Source organism: Testudinibacter aquarius (assembly GCF_004342725.1).
GTDB classification, from domain to species: domain Bacteria; phylum Pseudomonadota; class Gammaproteobacteria; order Enterobacterales; family Pasteurellaceae; genus Chelonobacter; species Chelonobacter aquarius.
Genome location: NZ_SMCP01000002.1, coordinates 88,446 through 114,108, shown reverse-complemented (window position 1 = coordinate 114,108; position 25,663 = coordinate 88,446). Strand labels below are relative to the sequence as shown.

General features: G+C 48.2%; 28 protein-coding genes. 14 read left to right on the top strand and 14 right to left on the bottom strand.

Annotated elements, in window-relative coordinates; translation table 11 throughout:
* Positions 1-47 precede the first annotated feature (47 nt).
* Positions 48-737 (bottom strand): alpha/beta hydrolase, encoded by a 690-nt coding sequence (locus EDC16_RS02310; protein ID WP_139613457.1) that lies wholly within the window; start codon positions 735-737, stop codon positions 48-50.
* A 120-nt stretch (positions 738-857) separates the two neighbouring features.
* Between EDC16_RS02310 and EDC16_RS12650 the strand changes: the two genes are divergently transcribed.
* Positions 858-998: a hypothetical protein gene (locus EDC16_RS12650; RefSeq protein WP_157330460.1), complete on the top strand. Its 141-nt coding sequence runs from the start codon at positions 858-860 to the stop codon at positions 996-998.
* A gap of 45 nt (positions 999-1,043) precedes the next feature.
* On the opposite strand, the gene EDC16_RS02305 is transcribed toward EDC16_RS12650, so the two are convergent.
* From EDC16_RS02305 to EDC16_RS02295, 3 genes are all read right to left on the bottom strand, one after another.
* A complete protein-coding gene (locus EDC16_RS02305; RefSeq protein ID WP_132965021.1) occupies positions 1,044-1,925 on the bottom strand; it encodes a molybdopterin-synthase small subunit in 882 nt (293 codons plus the stop codon).
* 39 nt (positions 1,926-1,964) lie between these two features.
* The gene (locus EDC16_RS02300) at positions 1,965-2,927 is read right to left on the bottom strand and encodes an SMI1/KNR4 family protein (RefSeq protein ID WP_132965019.1); all 963 of its coding nucleotides are present in this window, start codon (positions 2,925-2,927) and stop codon (positions 1,965-1,967) included.
* A 147-nt stretch (positions 2,928-3,074) separates the two neighbouring features.
* Positions 3,075-3,968 carry a LysR family transcriptional regulator gene (locus EDC16_RS02295; protein WP_132965017.1) on the bottom strand — a complete coding sequence of 298 codons (894 nt, stop codon included), beginning with the start codon at positions 3,966-3,968 and terminating at the stop codon, positions 3,075-3,077.
* A 124-nt stretch (positions 3,969-4,092) separates the two neighbouring features.
* On the opposite strand from EDC16_RS02295, the gene EDC16_RS02290 reads away from it, so the two are divergent.
* Together EDC16_RS02290 and EDC16_RS02285 are read left to right on the top strand one after the other, a co-directional pair.
* On the top strand, positions 4,093-5,064 hold the full coding sequence (locus EDC16_RS02290; protein ID WP_132965015.1) for a TIGR03571 family LLM class oxidoreductase: 972 nt from the start codon (positions 4,093-4,095) through the stop codon (positions 5,062-5,064).
* Positions 5,065-5,104: 40 nt separating this feature from the next.
* Positions 5,105-5,431, top strand: coding sequence for an EthD family reductase (locus tag EDC16_RS02285; RefSeq protein WP_132965013.1), 327 nt, complete (start codon positions 5,105-5,107; stop codon positions 5,429-5,431).
* A 166-nt stretch (positions 5,432-5,597) separates the two neighbouring features.
* Here the strand turns inward: EDC16_RS02285 and EDC16_RS02280 are convergent, their stop codons facing one another.
* Genes EDC16_RS02280 through EDC16_RS02265 form a run of 5 tightly spaced genes read right to left on the bottom strand, consistent with a single transcriptional unit; the run spans position 5,598 to position 8,837 of the window.
* A complete protein-coding gene (locus tag EDC16_RS02280; RefSeq protein WP_132965011.1) occupies positions 5,598-6,533 on the bottom strand; it encodes a poly(ethylene terephthalate) hydrolase family protein in 936 nt (311 codons plus the stop codon).
* 26 nt (positions 6,534-6,559) lie between these two features.
* Positions 6,560-7,468 carry a poly(ethylene terephthalate) hydrolase family protein gene (locus tag EDC16_RS02275; RefSeq protein WP_132965008.1) on the bottom strand — a complete coding sequence of 303 codons (909 nt, stop codon included), beginning with the start codon at positions 7,466-7,468 and terminating at the stop codon, positions 6,560-6,562.
* 23 nt (positions 7,469-7,491) lie between these two features.
* Complete coding sequence (locus tag EDC16_RS02270) at positions 7,492-8,442, bottom strand: alpha/beta hydrolase (RefSeq protein WP_132965006.1); 951 nt, start codon at positions 8,440-8,442, stop codon at positions 7,492-7,494.
* Positions 8,439-8,573 (bottom strand): hypothetical protein, encoded by a 135-nt coding sequence (locus EDC16_RS12890; RefSeq protein ID WP_255296787.1) that lies wholly within the window; start codon positions 8,571-8,573, stop codon positions 8,439-8,441. Before EDC16_RS12890 ends, EDC16_RS02270 begins: the two co-directional genes overlap by 4 nt.
* Before the next feature lie 39 nt (positions 8,574-8,612).
* Entirely contained in the window at positions 8,613-8,837 is a 225-nt protein-coding gene (locus EDC16_RS02265) for a glycine zipper 2TM domain-containing protein (protein WP_132965004.1), read from the bottom strand.
* A 135-nt stretch (positions 8,838-8,972) separates the two neighbouring features.
* On the opposite strand from EDC16_RS02265, the gene EDC16_RS02260 reads away from it, so the two are divergent.
* Entirely contained in the window at positions 8,973-9,497 is a 525-nt protein-coding gene (locus tag EDC16_RS02260) for a TetR/AcrR family transcriptional regulator (RefSeq protein ID WP_232517221.1), read from the top strand.
* Positions 9,498-9,577: 80 nt separating this feature from the next.
* Here the strand turns inward: EDC16_RS02260 and EDC16_RS02255 are convergent, their stop codons facing one another.
* Complete coding sequence (locus tag EDC16_RS02255; RefSeq protein WP_132965002.1) at positions 9,578-10,468, bottom strand: AraC family transcriptional regulator; 891 nt, start codon at positions 10,466-10,468, stop codon at positions 9,578-9,580.
* Between the two features lie 130 nt (positions 10,469-10,598).
* On the opposite strand from EDC16_RS02255, the gene EDC16_RS02250 reads away from it, so the two are divergent.
* From EDC16_RS02250 to EDC16_RS02235, 4 genes are all read left to right on the top strand, one after another.
* The gene (locus EDC16_RS02250; RefSeq protein WP_132965000.1) at positions 10,599-11,486 is read left to right on the top strand and encodes a sugar phosphate isomerase/epimerase family protein; all 888 of its coding nucleotides are present in this window, start codon (positions 10,599-10,601) and stop codon (positions 11,484-11,486) included.
* Positions 11,483-12,382 (top strand): PHP domain-containing protein, encoded by a 900-nt coding sequence (locus EDC16_RS02245; RefSeq protein WP_132964998.1) that lies wholly within the window; start codon positions 11,483-11,485, stop codon positions 12,380-12,382. Before EDC16_RS02250 ends, EDC16_RS02245 begins: the two co-directional genes overlap by 4 nt.
* A gap of 153 nt (positions 12,383-12,535) precedes the next feature.
* Entirely contained in the window at positions 12,536-12,826 is a 291-nt protein-coding gene (locus EDC16_RS02240; protein WP_132964996.1) for a DUF1330 domain-containing protein, read from the top strand.
* A gap of 229 nt (positions 12,827-13,055) precedes the next feature.
* Positions 13,056-13,760, top strand: coding sequence for a glutathione S-transferase family protein (locus EDC16_RS02235; RefSeq protein WP_132964994.1), 705 nt, complete (start codon positions 13,056-13,058; stop codon positions 13,758-13,760).
* Between the two features lie 83 nt (positions 13,761-13,843).
* Here the strand turns inward: EDC16_RS02235 and EDC16_RS02230 are convergent, their stop codons facing one another.
* Positions 13,844-14,782 (bottom strand): DMT family transporter, encoded by a 939-nt coding sequence (locus tag EDC16_RS02230; RefSeq protein WP_132964992.1) that lies wholly within the window; start codon positions 14,780-14,782, stop codon positions 13,844-13,846.
* Positions 14,783-14,955: 173 nt separating this feature from the next.
* On the opposite strand from EDC16_RS02230, the gene murB reads away from it, so the two are divergent.
* The 3 genes from murB to EDC16_RS02215 are packed head-to-tail and all read left to right on the top strand — an operon-like array spanning position 14,956 to position 17,269.
* A complete protein-coding gene (murB, locus tag EDC16_RS02225) occupies positions 14,956-15,978 on the top strand; it encodes a UDP-N-acetylmuramate dehydrogenase (protein ID WP_132964990.1) in 1,023 nt (340 codons plus the stop codon).
* Positions 15,978-16,940, top strand: coding sequence for a biotin--[acetyl-CoA-carboxylase] ligase (locus EDC16_RS02220; protein ID WP_132964987.1), 963 nt, complete (start codon positions 15,978-15,980; stop codon positions 16,938-16,940). Before murB ends, EDC16_RS02220 begins: the two co-directional genes overlap by 1 nt.
* 14 nt (positions 16,941-16,954) lie before the next feature.
* Positions 16,955-17,269 (top strand): DUF2322 family protein, encoded by a 315-nt coding sequence (locus EDC16_RS02215; protein ID WP_132964986.1) that lies wholly within the window; start codon positions 16,955-16,957, stop codon positions 17,267-17,269.
* A gap of 2 nt (positions 17,270-17,271) precedes the next feature.
* On the opposite strand, the gene metJ is transcribed toward EDC16_RS02215, so the two are convergent.
* Positions 17,272-17,589 (bottom strand): met regulon transcriptional regulator MetJ, encoded by a 318-nt coding sequence (metJ, locus tag EDC16_RS02210; RefSeq protein ID WP_132964984.1) that lies wholly within the window; start codon positions 17,587-17,589, stop codon positions 17,272-17,274.
* Between the two features lie 196 nt (positions 17,590-17,785).
* Here metJ and metL point away from each other — a divergent pair, with 196 nt between their 5' ends.
* From metL to EDC16_RS02195, 3 genes are all read left to right on the top strand, one after another.
* Positions 17,786-20,215: a bifunctional aspartate kinase/homoserine dehydrogenase II gene (metL, locus tag EDC16_RS02205; RefSeq protein ID WP_132964982.1), complete on the top strand. Its 2,430-nt coding sequence runs from the start codon at positions 17,786-17,788 to the stop codon at positions 20,213-20,215.
* 27 nt (positions 20,216-20,242) lie between these two features.
* A complete protein-coding gene (locus EDC16_RS02200; protein ID WP_132964980.1) occupies positions 20,243-21,046 on the top strand; it encodes a helix-turn-helix transcriptional regulator in 804 nt (267 codons plus the stop codon).
* Positions 21,047-21,126: 80 nt separating this feature from the next.
* The gene (locus EDC16_RS02195) at positions 21,127-21,687 is read left to right on the top strand and encodes a YbhB/YbcL family Raf kinase inhibitor-like protein (RefSeq protein ID WP_132964977.1); all 561 of its coding nucleotides are present in this window, start codon (positions 21,127-21,129) and stop codon (positions 21,685-21,687) included.
* 63 nt (positions 21,688-21,750) lie between these two features.
* Here the strand turns inward: EDC16_RS02195 and glgP are convergent, their stop codons facing one another.
* Both glgP and glgA read right to left on the bottom strand, forming a co-directional pair.
* Positions 21,751-24,186 carry a glycogen/starch/alpha-glucan family phosphorylase gene (gene glgP / locus EDC16_RS02190; RefSeq protein WP_132964975.1) on the bottom strand — a complete coding sequence of 812 codons (2,436 nt, stop codon included), beginning with the start codon at positions 24,184-24,186 and terminating at the stop codon, positions 21,751-21,753.
* 38 nt (positions 24,187-24,224) lie between these two features.
* A complete protein-coding gene (gene glgA / locus EDC16_RS02185) occupies positions 24,225-25,661 on the bottom strand; it encodes a glycogen synthase GlgA (protein WP_132964973.1) in 1,437 nt (478 codons plus the stop codon).
* Positions 25,662-25,663 lie beyond the last annotated feature (2 nt).

The window sequence follows — 25,663 nt, the reverse complement described above, 5'->3', positions numbered from 1 at the left end:
CAGCGTGGAAAATACCACGCTGTAAGCATTGCAGTGTATGACGTGTTCTAAGCGACAGCGTTTGCCGCTTCAACAATCAATGCCGTCACTTCTTGCGGACGAGAGGCCAAAGAGGCGTGGCTGGCATCAAGGGTGATGGTTTTACGCGGGCTCATCCGTTCAGCCATCATTTTTTGGTTGTCGGGGTGAATCATGCGGTCGGCAGAAGAGATTTGATACCAGCTCGGTTTCACTTTCCAAGCAGGCGCGGTGACGTTATCGCCGAACGTATTGCCGACGGGGGCTTTTTGTGTCACCGCCATAATATAGGCTTCTTCTTCGTCCAAATCCTGACAGAAACTTTGATGGTATTTATCTTGCGCCACCCACAAATAGCCGTCGCTGTCGGGTTGAATATTGGCAAAAGCTTGCGGCGGATTGGCTTGGCTGATCGCACCGGCACTTTCACCGGCGTCCGGCGCAAATGCTGCGATATAAACCAAGGCGGCCACATTCGGCAAATCGCCCATTTCGGTGATCACTTTTCCGCCGTAGGAATGGCCGACCAGCACCACCGGCTTATTGATTTGACGCACCATTTTACGGGTGCGTTCGGCATCATCGGCCAAAGAGGTCAGCGGATTTTCTACCGCATAAATATGGTTGAAACCTTGGGCACGCAGCAGCGGAATCACTTTTGCCCAATGCGCCGCACCGCCCCAAAAGCCGTGCACTAAAACAATGGCAGGTTTACTCATCACTTTTCCTTTGTTGTTGGGTTGCGAAAATAATCTTGATTCAGTAGGCAGATACGCGCTTTGCCTGTGGCAGATTATAGCGCTAAAGCAATGGAAAACAATTACCCAACAGGATTTTTTATGAACGGCACTGCAATACGGCAGCGGCATTTTTTCCTCCTCGCTGCTGGCAATGTGGGAGCAGAAGCAGGTTTTGTTAATAATATGCCGTCTGAACTTAGCACAGGCAAAATGCGCTTTCAGACGGCTTTGTTTGCTTAGAATCGGGCCTTACACACTCACTTAATGGGCTTGGCGTTCTTGCTGTTAAGTGTTAAACCTGTTTTTTATCCATTGTTCGATTTTCTTGCGATTTATCCCCTTTGATGTGCTGAAATAGGCAGTATCACCTTTTAAATCATCTGTATTGAATGTCGTGGCAAAATAATTTTCAACCTGCGCCAAAAACTTGCCAAGTTCTAATAAATTCGGTTTGTCTATTTTTTTCTCATCAACTCTTATTGTAAATACCTCACTGTCTGTAAAGCTTATTTTTTGTATTTTTTGCGAAAGGCTGTTTTCGATACTAATTTTAAACGTGTCATTTTTTATTCCCGGGCTGCCAAAATAGATTTTTAATTTAAACTGTTTTTCCTTTTCGTCATCAGTCAATCCATCGGTGGTGAACCATTTGCCAAAATTCATCAAATGAAGGCTTACACTCCAATCATATTTATTAGGCAAATCAATGCCTAATTTTTCCATTAACTGATAAGACGGTAAAGTGTGAAAAATGCCGTCATAGTATTGCTTAATTCTTTCTGCATAAGGGTGTTGCACGTTTGGCAAATTCAATAATGTAAAGAGGTGATTGAGAAAAAAGTCCTCATCCTTTTTGTCGATAATATTGGCAAAATACGCCAATACATTTTCTTTCCTTGAAAACGAAAGAACCGCCCAAACGGCACACAATCCGTGAATATCGTGTTGTTCTCTATAATGGCGTTCTGTTTTGTTGTATTCTGCAAGGCATTCTAATAAGAAATCATTGACTTCATCGGTTGCAATACCTTTGAGTTTGACAATATTTTTGTTGTCAGGTGTATATGCGCCATTTTTGAGCTTGTTACAAAGCTGATTGACCAATTTTTCAGTTTGCTTGGGTAATGATGCTTTTTTTTCGATGATGATCTCGGTTAAATATGCCATCTTGCTTTTCCTCCCGTTTTTCTATAAAAACAACAAGCTCTATCTGCTTGCGCCACCCAACGCAGGCTGATTGTTCGCCAGCTCTTTCAACGTTTCGTGTAAATGCCCTTCAGAATGCAGCAAACCATTTTCAGCCTTGTGCAGTGCGACCAGTATCTTGTCAAATAAATCATCCAAACTTTGTGCCAATACAAACATGTCTTCTTCATCACGCCCAAAGTTGATTACCTGCCCTTTTTTACCTTTTGTATCCGGATCCAGGTCGATTCCCAAGTAATTTCCGCCACCGTCTGAAAATATAGGCAACCATTTATAATGAAAATATTTTTTCCGAATTGCGTTTTTAGGGGTTGATGTAAACGAAATTTGATTGTCAAAATCGTGAGCCGAGCGTTCTACTTCATATTTTCCATTTGAGTAAACCACAAAGTTTAGTTCGTCCCATTTATAAGCCGGTTGTTCTAATTCGTGCAGTTTTTTCACTATTTCTGAAACGTTGTCTAATTCTTTAAAGTCTATTTCTAAAATTTTTCGTTCTTTCCCTGTCGTATTTTCGCTTGCATAAATATAAGGGCCGCCAAAGCGATTAGGGCCGCATTCAAATGCAATTTTGTACCAACTCTTTTGCAGTCCGAAAAGTTTATGTTTGGGTGCTTTGCCGACATAAAAATCGACAATTTGCCGGATCAGTTGCTCTGATTGCTCGGGATTGGCAATGGTCTTTGTTTCCGGATTGATTAAACTGCGGCTGAATTCCAATTGTTGAATAATTTCATCGGCACGACAAAAATTGTCGCCGAAGAATATGCCGTTTCCATCATCATTTTGCCCATTGGCAAACGAATAAAGTGCTTTTATTTCCGTCGGTAAGGACTCTTGCAGCAGGTTTTCGATTTTTTGAATCTCGTTATCGGAAACTGGCGGGTTCAATGTGCCGCTTGAGGCTTCCGCGTTGCTTGGCTGGATGGCTATAATTTCTTGAAATTTGGTTATGATGTTCATGATATGTTGTCCTGCTTGTCATTACCTTTAGGGGTTTTATGCCGTTACGTCATAAACCTGTTGCGGTGCGCCTGCTGCTCGAGCCAACATAAACCAAGTGCGGTGTGCTTGCAAGGTTAAAACCGCACTTTTCCTCTTCAGGCAGCCTTAATCTGCCCAATTATCCCGCAAAAAATCAATCCACAACCGCACTTTGGGCGAAAGCTGGCGGCGGCTGGGGTAAACCGCCTGAATCGGGATGGCGTCGATCATAAAATCGGCGAGCAGCGCTTGCAGTGCGCCGCTGGCGATGGCGTGGTTGACCAGATAATGCGGCATTTGGACGATGCCCAGCCCGGCAACGGCGGCCGATATTAAGGTTTCGCCGTGGTCGGCGCTAAAGCGTGCGCTGCCGCTGAAACGGAGGGGTTTGCCGTGTTGCCGGAACTGCCACGCCGAGATGCGGCCGTTGTGGATAAAATGCAGGCAGGCGTGCGCGGCCAGATCGTCGGGGCTGCCAGGTTCGCCGTGTTGCTGCAAATAATCGGGCGCAGCACAAGTCAACATGCGTTGTGTGCCGATGGTGCGGGCTAGTAGGCCGCTGTCGGGGTTGGGCGTGCCCACCCGCACCGCTACGTCAAAGCCTTCTTCCACCAAATCCACATAGCGGTCAGACATCGACAATTCAATTTCAAGCTGCGGGTATTGCTGCATAAAGCGAATGGCCAGCGGCGCCACGGCCAATCTGCCCAGCGTTACCGGCGCACTGATTTTAAGCTTGCCGCCGGGGATAATGCTGCGTTGCACCAGGCACTGTTCGGCATTTTCCAATTCTTCCAGCACGGCAACGCACCGCTCATAAAACAACCGCCCTTCATCGGTCAGGCTTAGGTTGCGGGTGTTGCGGTTGAGCAGCCGCACATTCAGCCGTTGTTCCAATTTGGCAATGCGCTTGCCGATGGTGGAGCGTGTCAGCCCCATTTGTTTGCCCGCTTTGGTAAACGAACCGCTTTTAACACTGCTGATAAATGCCGCCATATCGTTCAGATTATTCATTTCCATGATTGCGTTTACCTTATTTATAGGGTTTGTTTCGTGCCGTTTATTCGCCATATTGGGGAAACAAATTCTACAATTATTCTAATATAATTCAAAGCACTAAAAATACGAAACAAAAGGCTTGATGATGAATACATTGGTTTTACCGGATTATCTGCAACACCATGCAGGATTTTCACGCACATTTGTGCCAAACCGGCTGACCTTGGGCGTGATTGCCCCGTTTTTGCCCTATCCCGACAGCCCGTTTCCCGATTTAGAAAGCATGGGGCAGATGGCAAAAATGGCTGATGATGGCGGTGTGGCGGCATTGTGGGTGCGTGATGTGCCGCTGTATGATCCCGCTTTTGGCGATGTGGGGCAGGCATATGATACTTCGGTTATGCTTGGCTATTTGTCAGCGATGACAAAGCGGATTGCCATAGGCACGGCAGGCTATGTCAGCCCTTTGCGCAATCCGATTTTAACCGCCAAAGAAGCCACATCGGCCGACCAGTTGAGCGGCGGACGCTTTATTTTGGGCTTGGCAAGTGGCGACCGTCCTGTAGAATATCCTGTATTTCAACAAGATTTTGACCAGCGCGCCGAGCGTTTTCGTGAAAATTGGCAAATTATCCGCACCTTGAGCGAGCAGAAATTCCCCGTGCAACACAACCGGCTCGGCGGCTCGTTCACCGGCAATCTTGACCTTGTGCCCAAGCCCGTACACGGGCGCTTGCCGATGATTGCAATCGGACGGGCGCGGCAGGAAATCAGCTGGTTTGCCAATCAAGCCGATGCGTGGATTTGGCACGGCGTTGCCCCCGAACAATTGCGCAGCATTCTTAAGCAGCTGCGCGAGTTGGGCGACGGCAAAACATGGAAACCGTTTGGCTATGGTATCTTTGTCGAACTGAGCGAAAACGCGCATGAGCCCGTCCGCTTGTTCAACCATGCCTATTTGCGTGGCGGTTCGAAAGGATTGGTGGAATTTTGGCAAGAGCAAGAAGCGCAAGGCGTGGCGCACGTCAGCGTGAATTTCAAACCCAGCCGCCGCCCCGCGGTGGAGCTGATGCAGGATTTTGTTGAAAACATCATGCCTCATTTTCAGGCAGCCTGAACCAACCCAAACATTCACCCCACAACAAAAGGAACAAAATATGTCAGAAAAGCAAGCCTTTAAACATGTCGGCTTAATCTACAAAAAAGCCGATATGAGCTTTGAAGAATTCGTCGATTATTGGCACAATGTCCACACCAAAATCACCACCAAACTGCCCAACCTGCGTAAATATGTGGTCAATCCGATTGACCGCCGCGAATATCCCGATTCGCCGATTGATGGGTTTTCTGAATTGTGGTTCGATTCGATTGAAGACGCCCAAGCTGCATTCGCTTCCGAAATCGGACAACAAGCCTATAACGATGTGCCGAATTTTGCTGAAAACGTGGCGGTCACTTATATTACAGAAACGCAGAAATTTTAAGGGCTGATCAATAATCAGGCTGCCTGAAAAGCATTTTTGCCAAAGCAAAGTGCGGTGTTGGGCGGCATTTCCCTATCCATTCAATCAAAAAAACCGACGGCGTAAGTTTACAACTTGTGCCTTTTTTACATTTGATTTATCAGGGCTTTTGATTAACGAACAATAATTAACGCAAATTCTTGCTTTGCACATTCTGCCAATTGCTGTTTTTGCTGATTTCGGCATTTTGCCCCACGAACACTTGTTTGGCTTTAGCATCGTTATTCAACGTGTATAAAAACCATGCCGCCATATAGCCGTTTGGCACATACAGCATGGCGCCGTGGTCTTCACCTTTACGCTGTGCAATTACCGCCTGTCCGCTGATTTTATTAAAATTATTTTTGAGCGAACTCAAAGGGGCGATGCCGCCTGCGGTTTCATCGGGTTTGCCTGCATCAAAAACGCCGGTGCCGGAGGTTTCAAAATAGGGTACGTTGATTTTGCTGATGTCGTAATCCCAGTTTAAATCCCGTGCCAAGCGGTGTTGGGTGGTGCTGGCGGTATAGACCGAGCGGATAAGGCGGCTGTTTGTCTGTGTGGTCGCGGCATTAATCGCACCGACACCGCCTTGCGAATGCCCGGAGACGCCGATTTTAGCCGGGTTGATTTTTTGATAAAGCGGGCTGGTTTTGTTTTGATTCAGCGACAAGGCGAAATCCAAGCTGCCTGCCACGCCGCTGCCTGTCCACGATGTGCCTTCTTGCGAACCGATGACCACAAAGCCGTGGCTGGCCAAGTGTTGCAACACTGCTTCGTATGACGACACTTTCATGCCGGTGCCGTTTGCCAGCACAATCAAGGGATACTGGCCGCCTGTTTGCGGATAATACACGGTGAAATAATCCTGCTCTTTGTTTGCAGCCGGGTATTTCTGCACCGCCACGGCGTATGGGCCCATTTGGCTGTATTGCTTTTCCAACGGGGCGTTGGTTTGCACATGGGTGATTTTTTCTACTTTAACCGCAAAGGCTTGTTCGAGGGCTTGGCAGCCTGCCAAACCGAGCAAGCCCAGCAAGGCGACGGCGCTTAGGGTGGTGATGGTTTTTTTCATCGGTTTCATCAGGTTATCCTAATGGCGTATTGGTGTCAGTTTTTAGCGCGCACATTCTGCCAGTTGGCATTGCGGTAGAGTTCGGCGTTTTGCCCTATAAAAACTTGTCTGGCTTGGGCATCGTTATTCAGCGTGTATAAAAACCAAGCGGTCATGTAGCCGTTGGCGGCATACAGCATGGCGCCGTGGTCAAGCCCTTTGCGTTCGGCAACAACAGCGTTGGTACTGGGCATTTTTCGCAAATTATCTTGCATTTTACTGATCGGTGCGGCGTTTTTGTCAAACGCGCCATTGCTGGTCACGGCAAAATACGGCTTATCCACTTGCCAAGGGGCAAAATCAAACAAGTTCATCTCGCCTTCGCCACGGGTGGTGCTGGCGGTGTAGAGCGAACGGACAAGGTGGCTGTTCGGCTGTTTCATGGCCAAATTGATGGCACCGGCACCGCCTTGCGAATGCCCGGATACACCGATTTTATCGGCATTGATTTTATTAAATAACACGCTGTTTTGGTTTCGGTTTTGAGCAAGGGCGAAGTCTAAAGACTTGGCCGCGCCCGTACCACGCCACGAGCTGAGTTCTTCCGAACCAATTACCACAAAACCATGGCTGGCCAGATGTTTTAACACCGGCTCATATTTGGAAACCGGGGTGCCGGAGCCGTTTGCCATCACAATCAAAGGGTAATTGCTGCCCGTTTGCGGATAATAAACCGTGTAGGTTTTTAATTCCTTGTCTTGTGCGTCAAACTTGGCGGATGCCACGGCGTATCGCCCCATTTGGCTGTATTGTTTTTCGAGCGGAGCCGTGGTTTGGATTTGAGTGATTTTTTCATCGGTGATGGCAAGTGCTTGTTCGATGGCTTTGCCCAAGCCTGCACAACCTGCCAAACCGAGCAAGCCCAGCACGGCAGCAGCGGTTAGGGTGAGGATGATTTTTTTCATAGGTCAGACCTTTTGTACATCGGTTAAGGGGATGATAAATACGTTGTCAAATACTGTATCACTTTTTGCATATATTGCTGATACTGCTTGTCGTCATTTTGCAAACCGTGCCCGGAATGGGGAAATTCGATAAAGTCGTGGGCAATGCCGTGTCGGCTTAAGGCATCGGTTAAATGGCGCACCGAAGCGAACGGGGCGATTTTATCGTGTCTGCCGTGAGCAATCAGGGCGGGCACGCTGTCGGCATTCACCCACATGGCGGACGAAATGTTTTTCACCGCATCATCAAAAGCAGGCGTGCCGAGCATGGCAGGCGTAATTGTCTTGCCCGACATCACCGAAAACAGCCCGGCGGCGGCTTGTGGATTGTTGTCCACCCCGTAAATGCCCCAGTCTTCAGGATAAAAACTGGCGGGGCCGACCATTTCAAACACCATTTTGACCGGAATCGGCGAGGTGTCGGCATCGCGGTAGGCATAAATCAGCGCGAGCGTTCCGCCGGCCGAGCCGCCCGCAACCGCCATGCGGTCGAGCGTGTAGCCTTGGGTTTGGGCGTATTGTTTGATCACGGGGATGGCGGATTTGATCTCTTGGCTCATGCTGTCCACACTGGCGGTGGGGTTGGCTTCATTGCGTAAAGTGTAATTAACCCCCGCCGCCACATAGCCTTGGCTGGCCAGCCATTGCAACATCTGCCTGTCGTCCACCTTGTCGCCACTGGTAAAGCCGCCTGCGTGCAGATACACCACCAAGCCGTAAGTGTCTTTTTTGACCGCAGGCAGATACAGATCAAATTTATGCTGGCCGCCGCTGCCGTAAGCGATGTCGGCGTGTACCGTACCGATTTGCTCATTCCAATCTATGCGGTATTGGCTGGCAAGCGGGTTGTGCAGCAACTTGACTGCCGCAGACCCGACAAACGACACCACAAACACCAGCATACCAAGCGCAAGCCATTTTAGTTTTGCCGTCATAAAAAATTGCCCCCGAATAGCGTGCCGCCCAGCAGGACATTCAAAAAGACACGCACCGCCAAACGCCCCAGCACAATGCCTGCAATGGCGACGATGATTAAAGTGATGATTTTTGATGGGGTAAAAGTCATAACCTATCCGCAAAATTCAGGCTGCCTGAAAATACAGGCTTAGCGGTAGTAGCGTTGATCGTTTTTATTCATCTGGCTGCCGATAACCCCGCCCAATGCCGCCCCGCCCAATGTTGCGCCGGTGTCGCCGCCGATCAAATGCCCCGCGGCACCGCCGATCACCGCCCCGGCGACCATATTGCGTTGCTGTCTGTCCATACTGCCGCAGGCAGCCAGGCTGCCGACAAGGGCGAACATCATCAAAAAACGGCTGATCATTTGCATAAAAAATCCTTCCAACATCATGATTTAAAAAGCTTGTTAAAAAGTGATACATCTGTAACAATGCGAATTCTAATGATTGCAGCGCACCCAAACAAGCAAAAAATCAAAACTGAAACACATCGGCAGATTTGTAACATGAGCAAACCCACATTAAACCAAACCATCAAACACCGCATCAACCAAGCCCTGCTTGAGCTGATGGCACGCTATGACTTTCACGCCATCACCATCACCCAAATCACCCAAACCGCCGGGGTGAGCCGCGTGTCGTTTTACCGCAACTTCAGCAGCAAAGAAGATATTTTAATCAAAGCCTTGCGCAGCGATATCGAACAGCATTTTTACCGCACCGCCCAAAGCGGGCAATTAACCAACCACCGGGAATTATTCATGGCGATTTTTGCTTTTGTGGAACAAAAAGGCGGAATCGTGGATTTGTTGTATCAAAATGATTTGTCGCATATTTTTTTAGCTTTTATCCGTGAGTGCTGCGGCGCAAAGCCCGAGTCGGACAACCACACCGCCTATCACCACTCCCTGAATATGGGCGTGTGCTTTGGTGCGCTCGACGAATGGATACGACGCGGCAGGCAAGGCACGGCGGCAGAAATGGCGGATAAAGTGGCGCAGGCGTTAGCCACTATATTGGCGAAATGGTAGCTTGGACGGTGATGACCGCACTTTGAATCCGAGACCGTCTGAAAAATGTTTTCAGGCAGCCTTTGTTATTGAAAAAAACCTCACCGCACTGTGTTGCGATACTCCCTCGGCGTGCGCTGATAAAAGCGTTTGAAGATTTGCGCAAAATGGCTCGGGTTGTCGAAGCCGGATTCGGTGGCAATCAGGGCAATACTTTTGGCGGGCTGGTTGGTCAGCAAATCGGCGGCGTGGTTGGTGCGGTATTTCAGCAGGTATTGCATCGGCGAGGTTTGCAGCGTGCGTTGGAAGCAGCGTAGGCTTTCGCGCTCGCCGATGTCGACAGCGGCGGCGATGTCGGCAAGTTTGATGTCTTGTGCAAAATGGCCATGGATGTAGTCCAGCATTTTGCGAATACGGCGGTTGTCTTGGTTTGGTTTGTCGTTATCCTGGGCGAATTTGTGTTGGAAACGTTGGTATAACGCCAAACACAAGGCGGAAAGGTGGTGGCGGGCGGTAAATTCAAAGCCGAACGGTTCGTCTGCCAAAGCGTCAAAGGCTTGCTGAAAATGCGCGGGGCTGTCTGCCGAAACCTCGTTGAGCGTGCAGCCGTCAAAAATACTGCAATCCAATAAGGGTGCAATATATTTATCGGCGAATACCGATTCGGCAGCGCCACTAATCAGGCGGCTGTGGAACAGCAGCGATTGCAATTCGCAGGCAGGATCGGCACAAGCATAATGCGGCACATTGCTGTTGATGACAAAGCCCTCGCCTTGGCTCAGGCGGAAGTGCTTGGTCGGGATTTGCACATTCAACACGCCGCTTTTCACATACAGCACTTCAATTTCTTCATGCCAATGCCACGGAATTACGGCATCGGTTTCCACGCCGTAATGGGCAAAATAAGCGGCACAAGGAAAGGCTTCCGTACCGTGCGGCTGCATTTCCTGCTGGCGGCGGTTGAGGTTTAATCCGCATTGGCTCAGTCCCATAGATTCCTCTTCTGATAAATAATGCCACTTTGGGCGGTTTTCAAATAGTTTAAGTCTGAAATCTGATTGTTTCAAGCCTTGCAAGTCTATATTCTGACAATCAGACAATTAAACACATATAAGGAGTTCTATGAAAGCCAATGCACTCTCGCTGCAAAGCTCGGTGGTCGGTCGCGCGAATTTGCGCACTTATATTCAGGCAGCACAAATGGCGGGGTTTGATGCCATCGAGCCGACCAAAGTCCAACTGGATTATTTTTTCAATGCCGGACACACGCCGCAAGATGTCAAAGCCTTGCTGGGCGACATCAAAATCTCATCGGTGGGCTGGTTGTCGGATATCGAACGCCAAGGGCATGATTTTGTGGTGATGATGAAAGAAGCGGAAAAGCTGTTTGAAATGTCGGCGGCGATTGGCGGTCAGGCGGTGGAGATTTTAAACGGCCCGGTGGATTGGCGTGCGGTGGAAAGTTTCCGCCACAATCTGCCCTATCAAGGCTATATGGGTTTGCAAGGCTTGCCGCTGCCGGAGCAGCAACGGCTGACGGTGAAAAATATGCAGGCGTTGGCGGATTTGGCGAAAGATTTCGGGCTGAGCTTGTTTTTCGAGCCGCTGTGCTGGACGAGCTTTCCTTCATTGAAAGAAGGCATTCCGCTGATTGAGCAGGCCGAACGCGACAATCTGAAAGTGGTGGTGGATTTTTATCACAACTACATCGCAGGCCTGGATGCGGAGTTTTTGGCCAAGATGGATAAACGGCACATTCTCGGCGTGCATATCTGCAATTCCCGCCAACGCAGCGAACAAATTCCGTGTGAAGAAATCTTCCGTGATGCGGGCTTTTACGACGGCGTGATTCCGATCAAAGAATGGGTGGATGCGGTGAAATCCACCGGATTTGACGGCTGGTGGGCGTATGAAACCTTTTCCAAACGTGAGGCGGAAGAAGAAATTTACCGCTTTAGCCGATATGTTCATCAGGAATTGCACAAACTGGTGCACGGAGGCGGCCAATGATTGATTTGCACATGCACAGCTTATACAGCAGCGACGGCGATTTCAGCCCGGCCGATTTAGCGGCGAAATGTGCCGCCGCCGGCATCAGCCTGATGTCGATTACCGACCACAACACCGTTGCCGCCACCGAAGAAGCCATCACCGCCGCCAAACAACACGGCATCCGCTATCTGCCCGGCATTGAAATCGACTGCATGTATGAAAACAGCGGTTTCCATATGCTCGGCTACGGCATCGACTACCGCAACAGCGATTTTGCCGCCATTGAACACCACGTCCGCGCCCAAGACCGCCAAGCCGCGTATCTTATGCTGGAGAAAACCCAAACCTTGGGCTTTGACGTGCAAGAAAGCGATATGCAGGCATTGGCAGCGGGGCGTTATTGGGCGGAAACCTGGACGGGTGAAATGTTTGCCGAATTCTTGCTGGAGCACCCCGCCTATCAAGACCACCCCTTGCTCAAGCCTTACCGGGCAGGCGGCGAACGCAGCAGCAACCCTTTCGTCAATTTTTATTGGGATTTTTACGCCCAAGGCAAACCCTGCCATGCGCCGATACACTATCCGGCCATGCAGAAAATCGTGGACATCATCCACCAAAACAACGGCCTGGCGGTGCTTGCCCACCCGCACATGAACCTGAAAGGCAAAGCCCACCTGCTCGACGGCATCATCAAAACGGGCATAGACGGCATAGAAGCCTTCAGCAGCTACCACAGCCCCGAACAAATCCAAAAAAGTTTGAACGACGCCGCCCAAAACGGCTTGTTCACCACTTTCGGCAGCGACTTCCACGGCAAAACCAAACCGTCTATTCAACTGGCCCAACACGGCTGCACCTGGCCGCTTGCGGATATGGAACGGCAATTGGATAAACTGTGGGAGAAAGTGATTTAAGTGCGGTTCGATTTGTTGAAAATTTGATAAAAAACCACCGCACTTTGCATACAAAAGGCCGTCTGAAACCGCACTTTAACGGGCGCTGTTTCAGACGGCCCGAAGTTTCAAACCTTCGGTTATTTTTAATACACACCACACAAGGAAAACCCAATGTCCGCTTACGTTATCTTTATCCGCGACAATATGCTCGACCGGGCAGGCTACGACGAATATCTCGCCGTGGCCGCCCCCACGCTCGCCAAACACCATGGCGAAATCATCGTATTCAACGGTGAAATCGAGGCCCTGGAAGGGGCGGCTGCCGATGGCTCGGTGGTGATTAAATTCCCCGATATGCAAGCCGCCCGCAATTGGTATTACGGTGCGGAATATGCCGCGGTGAAATCGCAACGGATTGCCGTCACCCAAGGGCGTGCGGTGTTGGTTGCGGGCATTGCCTGATTCAAACCGATGCTGTCTGTAAGCAAATCCAGCTTGCGGTTGCTTGCCAAAATATGCAGCTTAATATCGGGGGATAGGCTGCCTTGTTGCACCACAGCGGTGAAGAGTTTGACGGCGTTTAGGTTCATTTGGCTTTCCATTTTTGGCGATTGATTATTCATTTTAACCCGTTCGATTTGTCATTTGAACAGCGTAAAATAGCCTGAATTTCATCAATAGGACAACCAAAATGCTTAAACTCTACACCACCCCCGGCACGGCAAATTGCCGCTCATTTTCCCCTTTTGCCTACAAAGCCGAAGCGCTGCTGGCTTTATCCGGGGCGGATTATACGCTGGAATACCTGACCGATTTTTCTAATATGCCCAACGGCAAAGTGCCGGTGTTGCAAGACGGCGAACGGTTGATTGCCGACAGCGAGCTGATTAAAGCATATTTGACGCAGCGCTTTGCGCTGGATGTTGACCGCACTTTAACGCCCGAACAGCAGAGCATCGGCCACGCTTTTCGGGTGATGTTGGAAGATCGCACTTATTGGGCAGGTGTTTACAGCCGTTTTATTGATCCCGCCGGTGAGCATTTTTTGATGAACACCATGCTCGGCGGCGCGCCTGAGGAGATGAGAGCCGCGATTGCCGCGGCCATGCGCGAAAATGTGCGCCAAGAAATACACGGCCACGGCATCGGGCGGCATTCGCAAGCGCAAATTTATGCCTTCGCCCAAGCCGATATTGAGGCGTTGCTGGGCTATATGGGCGACAATGCGTTTTTCTTCGGCAGCAAACCCACCGGCATCGACGCCACCATCGCCGGGCTGTTTGCCAACTGGCTGGTAAACAGCTTTGATTCGGCGTTGAGCGATTACCTCAACACCCGCCCGCAGATTGCGGATTATGTACAGCGCTTTGAGCAAGTGGTGTTTGGTAACAATTAAGGATAACTTAGGCACAAACCGGCAAGCCATTATACTGAGTGCTAAAAGTGCGGTATGGCAAGTCGTTATGCTGTTCGTTATGGCTAGCGTAACCGCACTTTGTGTTGCTTCTGCTTGCGCCACTTTTGTTTGCGCCACTGTTTTTTGCGCCACAACAGCAGCCGATAGCGCAATTGTGGTTGTAGGCGATAGGCAAAAAGTGCGGTTAGAATCAGCATGCAGCCCAAGCCTTTTTGCCAGGTGATGATTTCGCCTAACAAGCTGACGCTCAATAATAATGTCCAGACGGGTTCTAGAATCATAATAATTGCGGCGTTGGTGATTTGGCTATGTTTTTGCCCGATGGCTTGTAACAGAAAACGGAAGCCGGTGGCAATCAGCACGCTGGCGGCAACCCAGTTCCAAGTGGTCAAGGAAACGGAGTCAGGCCAAGTTTCGAACGCCAGTGAAAACAGTCCGCAAGACAGTCCGACCATACTGAGTTGGATGGTGGTTAAAGGTAGCGCGGGAATCGATTTGGAGAATTGGTTGTTCAGTACAAAAGAAGTTGCTGCAGCCAGTGAGGAGCAAAGAAACAGCAGATTGCCTAACGATAAATGTAAACCGCTGCCGGACGCCAGCAAAAACAATCCGGCGGCAGCGAGTGGCAAACAAAACCAGAACATTCGCTGCGGACGGTGTTTGAATACCAGCCAAGACACCAGCGGCGCAAGCAGCATCGATAGGCTGACGATAAATGCACCTTCGCCCATATTTTCGGTATAACTCATGCCCTGCACCCACAAAAACAGGTTCAAGCTGAATGCAGCGCCGACCGTGACCGCACTTTTAAGTTGTGCGTTGGAAAGACGGCGCAGTTGCGGGTAGGCAAAGGGGAGAAACAACAATGCAGCTGCCAAAAAACGCACACTGATAAAGCCTGCCGGCGGCAGTGCCATCAGCGAATATTTGGAAAACAGCCAACCTGAAGCGGCTAAAATACTCACCACCAAAAGAATCAGTTCACCACGATATTTTTGCACGCGTTTTATCCATTTTTATGTTTAGTGGCTTTATTATATCCATTCCTGCAGCCTCTGCGACAGTGCAATCGTGATTTATCTGAAATTTCTGATTGCTCATCGTCGTTTGATCAGTAAACTAAGCGCAATGATCGTATTGCAACAAACCCTTATTTATTTATCGAAGAGATTTTATGCAAAATTTACAACCGTTTCATACTTTCGCCTTACCGCTACAAGCCAATCAGATTATAGCAATTGGCTCGGTTGGGCAATTGTTGCAATATTGGCAGCAATATGCCGGACAAGCACGTTTATTGCTCGGGCAAGGCAGTAACGTACTGTTTTTAGAAAATTTTAACGGTGTGGTTCTGCTCAATCGAATCCTCGGTATTCAGCACCGTGAAGACAGCGAATACCATTATCTGCATCTGGGTGGTGGCGAAAATTGGCATCAATTAGTCACTCGTTGCGTTGAATTAGGCTACGACGGTTTAGAAAATTTGGCGTTGATTCCCGGCTGTGTCGGCAGTGCGCCGATTCAAAATATTGGGGCTTATGGAGTAGAGTTTAAAGACGTGTGCGAATACGTTGAAGTGCTGGATTTGAAGTGCAGTCAAATACAACGTTTCAGTCGAGCAGATTGCCAATTTGGTTATCGCGATAGCCTGTTCAAACATGCGCCTTACGACCAAGACTATGCGATTGTTGCTGTCGGTTTAAAATTGGCAAAACACTGGCAGCCACAACTTCAATACGGCTCACTTGCCCAACTTGATCCACAAACCGTCAGTGCTAAGCAAATTTATGATGAGGTTTGTGCGGTGCGGCGTAGCAAGTTGCCGGATCCGAACGAATTTGGCAATGCCGGCAGTTTTTTTAAAAATCCCAGCGTCAGTCAGGCGCAATATCAACAACTGATAGCGGAGTATCCGACGATGCCGGCGTTTGCGCAAACCGACGGTACAGTGAAATTGGCAGCCGGCTGGTTGATTGATCAATGTGGGCTGAAAGGGCATCAAATTGGTGGCGCCGCGGTACATCGGCAACAAGCATTGGTGTTGATCAACCGTGACAACGCTCAGCCCGCAGACGTACTGGAATTGGCACGTTATGTGCGTCAGCAGGTGTTGCAAAAATTTAGGGTAGCGCTACAGCCCGAAGTGCGGTTCTTTGATGCCAATGGTGAAATCGACAGTGAACAGGCGATCAGCTGATGTTAGATCAAACGCTACTGGAGTCGGTTTTAAGATTACTTGCCGACGGTAAACCGCACTTGTTAATGCCGATGCCGGCTGAACAGCAGCGTGCGATTTTGCAGCAATTAGCAGCATGGCATTTGCAGCCACAGCAAGATGCACAACAGCGCTATCAGCTTGCCCGTCCGCTGGATTTGTTGGATCAAACAGTCATCAACCGCATGTTGGAACAAGGTTCGGTACGGGTGTTTCGCTGTCTGGATTCGACCAATGAATTTTTGCTGAATGACAAAAGTTTGCCGTCTGGCACGGTGTGTACCGCGGAAATGCAAACTGCCGGACGCGGACGGCGTGGGCGTGTGTGGCATTCGCCGTTTGCACAAAATCTCTATTTTTCACTATTACGCCATTTTCAACAAGCGCCGGAACAACTGAAAGCGATTAGCTTGGTCACGGCGATTTGTATTGCCGATACGCTGGTGGCGCTTGGGGTGCAAGGGATCAGCATTAAATGGCCAAACGATATTTATCTGCATGGGCGTAAATTAGGCGGCATCTTGATCGAAAGCCGCCGTTTCAGCACTGAAACACAGGAATTAGTGATCGGTGTTGGCTTGAATTTGGCTATGCAAACCAGCGCTGCGCTGCAAATTGATCAGGCTTGGGCAAATTTGAGCGAAAGTGCGGTTCGGATTGAACGCAACCACTTGGTTGCAACCTTGGCAAATCATTTGCAGCGTGCTTTTACACAGATAGAACAGGGGAATATCAGCCACTATCTGCAACGTTGGCAGGACTATGACCATTTTTATCAGCAGCCGATCACCTTGCTGCTAGAGCAGCACTCGATTTCCGGCATTTGTTGTGGGATTGATCCACAAAGTGGCGAATTGCTGCTAAAAACTGCCGATCAGCAACTACAGCGCTTTGCGATTGGTGAAATTTCGCTACGCGCTTTATCAGTAGACCCTAATTGTTAATAAGAGGAATTTGGATGACTTTTCAACAAAATCTGGCAACGTTGCCCAGTGTCGATCATTTAAGCGGCTTAGATATATTCAATGCGCAAGGGGAATTGGTTCGACATATTCCGGCGGTTGTTGGCAAACTCGGTTCGCTACGAGTTTACTATGCCCTTGCCCAACGTTTTCAGCAGCTTGATGCACAAGCGGCGCAGCTGGGGTTGGCGTTGTTTGCGGAACATGTGGTTGATGCCAAACAAAATCCGGGTAAACACCCGAATATTGATTTTCTGTTTCAAGTCATTGATACCCAATCGGTGTTATCTGTTACACCGTTATTAAAGTAGGATCAATATTCCCAACTGTCCGGGTCAATACCGCACTCGCGCATTAACACTTTGGCATCTTCCGGAATTTCATCGCTACGTTCTTTCATCAGATCGTGGTCGGTCGGTAGTGGTTGTCCGGTGAAGGCATGCAAAAAGGCTTCGCACAGCAACTCGCTGTTGGTGGCGTGGCGCAGATTGCGGATTTGACGTCGGGTGCGTTCGTTAGTGAGAATTTCCAGCACTTTGATCGGAATCGACACTGTAATTTTCTTGACCTGTTCACTTTTTTTGCCGTGCTCTGCATACGGGCTGATATATTTTCCGTCCCACTCCGCCATAATTCACCCTGTTGTATAACCCTTAGAGAAAGTTTGGCTATTTTAACAAAAAATGCAGAAATAACAATCTGGACGTCAAGACTGCCAAAAAATCGGGCATTTAATTTTGATAGCGCTAAAAAACTGTTAAAATGAGCGACGTATATTTCCCCCTTTAGACTTTCCCCTCGATTCGGGCTGATCAACGGAGCGTGTGATGAAAACAAATCCGACAAGAGAGATGCACAAATTCGGCGGCAGCAGTTTGGCTGATGCCGAGCGTATCCGCAATGTCGCACAATTAATTAAAAAATATAGTCAACAGCAGGATTTGATCGTTGTTTCGGCAATGGGGGATATGACCGATAATCTGATTCGTTGGGTCACGCTATCAAGCAGCGATCCGGTCAGCGCCAACCAGCAATTGCAAAAAATCAAATTTCAATATCTAACCCAAACCAACAAACTGCTTAATGCCCCCGAAACAGTTTCGCAGCCGTTTCTGGAAGATATTTTATCGCTCTCTTCGTTGCTGGATAAGCCATGGAGTGAAGCGATTTATGCTGAAGTAGTGGGACATGGCGAAATTTGGACTGCAAGATTGGTCAGTGCGTACCTCAACCAAGTGGGAATTGAGAGCTGCTTTTTAGATTCGCGACTGTTTATGTATGCCGAAAGAGCGGTCATGCCGCAGGTCGCTTTTGCCGCTAGCCGCCGCAAACTGCAACCGTACTTGGCGCAGGCAGAGGGCAAACGCCTGATTATCACCGGCTTTATCTGTCAAAATAGGGCGAAAGAAACGGTTTTGTTGGGGCGTAACGGCTCCGACTATTCCGCGACCCAGATTGCAGCATTGGCAGAGCTGAGCAAAGTGACAATTTGGAGCGATGTCGCCGGTGTTTACAGCGCCGATCCGCACCAGATTCATCATGCCAATTTATTAACATTTTTGCGATTGGACGAAGCTAGTGAGCTGTCGCGTTTAGCCGCGCCGGTGTTGCACGCCAGAACCTTGCAGCCGGTCAAAAGCCACTCACTCAGCCTGTTGCTGCGCAGCAGTTTACAGCCGGAAAATGGTTCTACCCGAATTGAACATGCCCTGACTGCCAGTGAAAACGGCAAAATCGTGACCCGTCACAACCAAATTGGATTGATTGAGCTGCTGATTCCACCGACGCAACCGCTGGATCAATGGCAACAAACCGCACTTCAATGGCTGGAACAGCAACAGTTACTGCCATTGGCGCACAATTTGGATCGACCACAGCGATTGTTAAAGCTCGCTTATCCGGTTGAATATTTAGATAATATTTATCTTCAGCTAAAACAGTTGCCTTTGGCCGTTGAATCCTCTTTTGTGCGTTACGATATGGCACTGTTGGCAATTGTCGGCTATGGCGTTTGTCGTAATTCATTGCAGATGATGCGCTTTTTACAGATGTTGAAAACACAACAGGTTGAATTTATCTGGCAATCACCGGAACAGATCAGTGTGGTTGCCATTTTACGGCAAAAAGTCGGACGCGAGTTGCTGCGCAATGTACATGATGATCTGTTTCGACCGCATAAAAGCATTGGTTTGGTAGTATTGGGTAATGGTTCTATTGCCAAAACTTGGATTGAGCTTTACCGCCAACGTCGCGAAGAGCTGTCAGCACGCAGCAAATTCAATTTTACGCTGATCGGTATGGTCTCCAGCACCAAGGGCTGGCTCAGTTATCAAGGGCTGATTCCGCAGTTGCAGCAGCGTTCGATTGACGAAGCATTTGCCCAGTCGGCGCAAGAGTTGCAGCCGCAGCAGCTGATCAACTGGATGAGCGGGCACCCGTTTGATGAGTTGGTGGTGCTGGATATTACCGCCAGCGACGAAGTTGCCAAACATTATATGAATTTTGCCAAACATGGTTTCCATGTGATCAGCGCCAATAAACGCGCGGCGGCTTTTCCCTTGAGTGAGTTTCATGCCTTGCAAAATGCCTTTAGCCAATCGGGCAGCTACTGGTTTTATAATGCCACGATTGGCAGCGGCTTACCGCTGAATACGATTTTGCGTGATTTGGTCGAGAGTGGTGATACGATTTTATCGGTGGAAGGCACATTTTCTGACACGATGACGTGGTTGTTTTCGCAATATGAGCAGCATATTTACAGTTTTCCGGAATTGATTGAACAAGCGTGGCAACAGGGCTTAAGCGAACGCAATCCGCGCGAAGATTTGAGCGGAGCCGATGCGATGCGGAAATTGGTGATTGTGGCGCGAAGTGCGGGTTATGATCTGGATCCGCAGCAAATTAAAGTCGAATCGTTATTGGACGCAGATGCGGAACAATTTTCGCTAAGTGAATTTTTTGAACGCTTGGAGCCGCTCAGTCAGCGCTTGCAGCAACGTTATCAGGACGCACATGAAGACGGTATGGCGCTGCGTTATGTCGCCCGTTTTAATGCTAACGGGCAGTCCACCGTACGTTTGGAGCAGTTGGAACCGGACGATCTGATCAGTCAAACACTGCCCGGTGAAAATCACTATTTAATTCGTAGCCTATGGTATCGAGATAAACCGTTGGTTATCCATGGTCCCAGTTCGGGCCCGGCAATGACTGCCGGTGCGATTCAAAGCGATTTAAACCGTTTGGTTAAATTGCTGTAGACTTGAGGACAAGCGGAGCAAGATAACATGATGATACCGGCCATCAGCTTCAGTAATGCCCGACAATTGGCTGCCGATAAAGATCACAAAATGCGGCATGTACATATTCGTTATCCGATGATTGGGCTGATAAAGAGCGGTCGCAAAACCTTCTTGCGTAATCAATCGTCGCACGATGTGGTGGAAAACGAGCTGTTTATCCTGCAAAAAGACAGCCACTGGGACATTTTCAACAATACCTTGGGCAAAGGCTATTACTGTTCGCATATCATCAATTTATCGCCGGATACTTTACAACTGTTTTATCGCTATTACCCACAGATGAAACCGGTTAAAACCCAAGATTGTATCAGCTGCCATTCAAAAACCTTATTTGAGTGTTTTCAGCGGACATGGCTCAGCCTGCAAGACCCAGATCTCAGCGATCAAGTTAAACAGCACCGCACATTGGAGCTATTGCTGCAATTATCTGAATTAAATATCTATTTTCCCTCGCCCCAACAACTCAGTTGGACCGAGAAAATGCAGTATCTGGTGGAAAATGATTTGGCAAAATCATGGCGTTTAAGCGAGATTGCGGCTGCTTTTCACGTGAGTGAAAGTACACTGAAACGCCGCTTGCTGCGTGAAGATACGCATTTTCGGCAATGGTTGCAAGATTTACGCTTGGATACCGCACTTTCATTGATTCTCAGCACCTCAAAAAACCTTGCCGACATTGCTCAGTTGTGCGGCTATCATTCACAAAGCCGCTTCAGTGCTGCGTTTAAGAAACGCTTTGATCTTTTACCGTCGATGATCAAAACCGATAAAATGACTGAATACAGCTAAATATTGCACTAAAACGGATAGTGGCTTTGACGGTATTGCAGCAAAATAGCCTCCTTATTCACGTTTATAAGGATTTTAAAATGAAAATATCTCAATTAGCTTCAACATTAATCGTCAGTGCGGTTGCGGCTAGCGCCCAAGCCGATAACAGTTTCCAACTCAGCAGTCCGCAAATTCAAGCGAATAGCAGCATTTCGGCTGATTTTGAATTTAACGGTTTTGGTTGCAGTGGTAATAATCAATCACCGGAACTGCACTGGAAAAATGCCCCGGCAGGCACGAAAAGTTTTGCAGTATCGGTGTATGATCCCGATGCGCCGACAGGTTCCGGCTTTTGGCACTGGTATGTGGTTAATATTCCGGTAACAGCCAGTGGTTTAGCCGCCAATGCCGGTGCGGCTGATCAAGCCAATTTGCCGCAAGGCGCATTTCAATTGAGAACGGATTATGGTTATCACGGTTGGGGCGGCGTTTGCCCACCGCAGGGAGATGATGCTCACCGCTATATTTTCACTGTGCATGCGCTGAATACTGAAAAGCTGGCTGTAGACGAAAACACCACGACCGCACTTGGTGGTTTCTTGGTTAATGCACACACGATTGATAAAGCCTCATTTACTGCGTACTATCAGCGCAAATAATTTCTCTTCATAAAAATGCCCCGTTATTCTGCAATAACGGGGCATTTTTTTACTAGAACGAGGTTACAGTTTTACCGGCTGTAAATGCCAGATCTGATCAGCATATTCTTTGATGGTACGGTCAGAGGAGAAATAACTCATATTCACAATATTTTGAATTGCTTTGGCAACCCAAAGATTTTGATCTTTATACACTTTGTCAATCTCCCGCTGCGCTTCAACATAGCTGCGGAAATCTGCGAAGGCTTGATAGTAATCACTCAGTGGTGAAAATGATTGGTAGCGTCCCGGTTCTTCTGGGCTAAACGCACCGCTGGTGATTTGTTGCAAGGCTTCACGCAATTGCGGATCATTTTCATAATAGGCTGACGGTTGATAGCCTTTGTGGCGCAATGCTTCCACTTGTTCTACGGTATTGCCGAAGATGAAAATATTGTCTTCACCGACATTCTGCAAAATCTCGACATTGGCGCCATCCAGAGTACCGACGGTTAACGCGCCATTCAAGGCAAATTTCATGTTGCTGGTGCCGGAAGCTTCAGTACCCGCCAGCGAAATTTGTTCAGAAACATCAGCTGCCGGAATAATCAATTGTGCCAAGCTGACGCTGTAGTTCGGAATGAAAACCAGCTTCAGTTTGTCGTGCACTCGCATATCGTTGTTGATCACTTTTGCTACATCATTGATTAAACGAATAATTTGTTTTGCCGCATAATAAGCCGATGCTGCTTTACCGGCAATAATGAACACCCGTGGTGTCCAGTCTTTTTCCGGGTTACGCAGAATTTCATTATAACGGGCGATAATATGCAGCAAATTCAAGTGCTGGCGTTTATATTCGTGAATTCGTTTGATTTGTACATCAAACAGCGCATCAGGGTTGACCACAATATTCAAGTTGTGCGCGATATAGTTTGCCAATTTGACTTTATTGGCTTTTTTCACTTCACGCACTTCCTGCATAAATTTTGGGAAATCTGCATATTGTTTCAGCTGTTCTAAGTGGCTCAGATCCTTACGCCATGATTTACCGATATATTTGTCGATTACCGTGGATAAACCAGGATTGGCAACGCCGATCCAGCGACGTGGAGTAATTCCGTTGGTCATATTGCAGAAACGTTCTGGATAAATTTTAGCAAAATCAGCAAAAATGGATTTCACCATCAAGTCAGAGTGCAGCTTTGCTACGCCGTTGATTTTGTGTGAAGCGACCACCGCTAGCCATGCCATCCGCACTTTACGTCCGTCGTTTTCGTCGATTAATGAAACTCGGCGGATTAAATCCGGATCTTTTTCGGTATAAGATTTGATACTCTCCAGGAAGTGTTCATTAATCTCTAAAATAAGCTGTAAATGGCGTGGCAAAATAGCGCCCATCATATCAACCGGCCAAGTTTCCAACGCTTCACTCATCAAGGTGTGATTGGTGTAAGAGAATACTTTGCAAGTGATTTCCCACGCAGCTTTCCAGCTAAACTCTTCTTTATCAATCAGAATACGCATTAATTCCGGAATCGCCAGTACCGGGTGTGTGTCATTTAAGTGAATCGCCACTTTATCAGCAAGATTAGTGAGGGTTTTGTGTTCCCAGCGATGGCGGTTTAGGATGTCTTGCAGGGAGGCGGAAACCAAAAAGTATTCTTGGCGTAAACGCAACTCACGTCCGGCATAGGTTGAATCATCCGGATATAACACGCGTGAGACATTTTCAGAACTGTTTTGGCGTTCCATTGCAGCAAAATAGTCACCGCGGTTAAACTTGGTTAAATCAAACACATCGCCAGCATGGGCTGACCATAAGCGCAGGCTGTTCGCCATGTTGGTTTCATAGCCCGGAATAATTTGATCATAACCCAAGGCAACGATTTGTGAGGTATCGACCCAATGGCATTTGTCGCCTTCAAAATAGATGCGTCCACCGAATTCGACTTTATAGCGCTTGGTCGGACGAATAAACTCCCAAGGTACACCTTTTTCCAACCAAGCATCCGGACGTTCTACCTGTTGACCATCGACGATTTTTTGGCGGAACATGCCGTATTCATAACGGATACCATAGCCCATACCGGGATAATTTAAGGTAGCAATGGAATCGAGGAAACAGGCAGCCAAACGACCTAATCCCCCGTTGCCTAAGCCGGGATCCACTTCTTTTTCAATCACGTCTTCTAAATTCAGACCTAATTGTTCCAACGCTTCTCGTACCACATCGTAAATGCCTTCGGCTAGCATCGCATTAGACAGGGTGCGACCCATTAAAAATTCCATTGAGAGATAATATACTCGGCGGCAGTTTTGTGATTGGGTGGCACGCTGTGTTTTCAGCCAACCTTCTGAAACCAAATCACGAACCGCCAATAAAGTGGCGTTCAACCAGTCACGTTGACTGGCAACACCCGGATCGCGGCCAATGGAAAAGATTAGTTTTTGTACAATTGCGTTTTTAACACCTTCAGCACTAGACAGAGGGGAATGGTGTAAAATGGTATTGCTCATTAGGTCAAATATCCTTCATTAAAATTGAATAAATCGTGTCAGTTAAACAAATTCTGATAGATAACTGAATATTTTTCAGCAGCTAAATGCCAGCTGAAATCGGCCTCCATGGCATTGATACGAACTTTATACCATTGTGGTTTGGCGTGCCATAGCGCTTGTGCCTGTTCAAACGCAGTCACCAGTTGCTCGACATTTGCATCATTAAAAACAAAACCGGTTGCCTGCCGGGTTTTTAGATTTTCTTTGCTGCAATCAACCACGGTATCGGCTAATCCACCGGTCGATCTCACTAACGGTAAAGTGCCATATTTTAACCCATATAATTGGGTTAAGCCACAAGGTTCAAAACGGCTCGGTACTAAAATGACATCACCGCCAGCAATAATTAAGTGAGACAGCTTTTCGTTATAGCCGATTTCCACACTGACTTGCTGTGGATATTGTAGCTCTAGTTGTGAGAATGCCAGTTCATACTGCTTATCGCCGGAACCCAATAAAATAAATTGCACCCCGTCTTTTAAGATTCGCGGTAGTGCTTGCAACAGCAAATCTACGCCTTTTTGCGCAGTCAAGCGAGTGACCATCACAAACAACAGCGCATTTTTATCCTGTGGCAAGTTGAATGCTTGTTGCAGCTCGGCTTTACATTTTGCCTTGCCGCTCATGCCTTTTAATTTGTAGTGCTCAGGCAAATGGCTGTCCAGCTCAGGATTCCAGATTTGGTAGTCCACACCATTTAGCACACCACTCAATTTGTTTTGTTGCTGCAAGGTGGTCAGCAGCCCTTGCAAGCCGTAAGCATATTCCGGCGTGGTGATTTCTTGAGCATAAGTCGGACTGACGGCGGTAACATGATCCGCATAATACAATCCGGCTTTCAAATAGGAAATTTGCCCGTTTAGCTCGACTCCGTTCACGTTAAACATTTCCAGTGGCAGTGCTATCTCCGTCATATGACGATAATTAAATTGTCCTTGATAGGCTAAATTATGAATGGTGAATACCGATTTTGCCGGTCTGCCTTTGACATGTAAATAGGCACAAGCCAAGCCGGCGTGCCAATCGTGAGCATGCACTACATCGGCTTTCCACCAGCTATCCAGATTATCACCCAGCTCGGCACCAAACCATGCCAGCAAGGCAAAACGCAGATAGTTGTCGGCATAATCGTGGTAGGATTGATCGTGGTAAGGATTGCCTTCGCGTTGATACAAGTGCGGTGCGTCGATCAAATAAACGCCCAAACCTTGATACTCGGCATAGCGTAATGTGGCTTGACCGGCAAAGGTATCAAAAGTGCCGACCACTCCTGATTCCGGTAAACCCGCCGTGATCGCCGGAAATGCCGGGATTAAAATTCGGACGTTGTCACCGTTTTGTTGTTGGGCAAAGGGTAACGCGCCGGTGACATCTGCCAGACCGCCGGTTTTTAATAAAGGATACAGCTCTGAGCAAACGTGTAAAACATTCATAG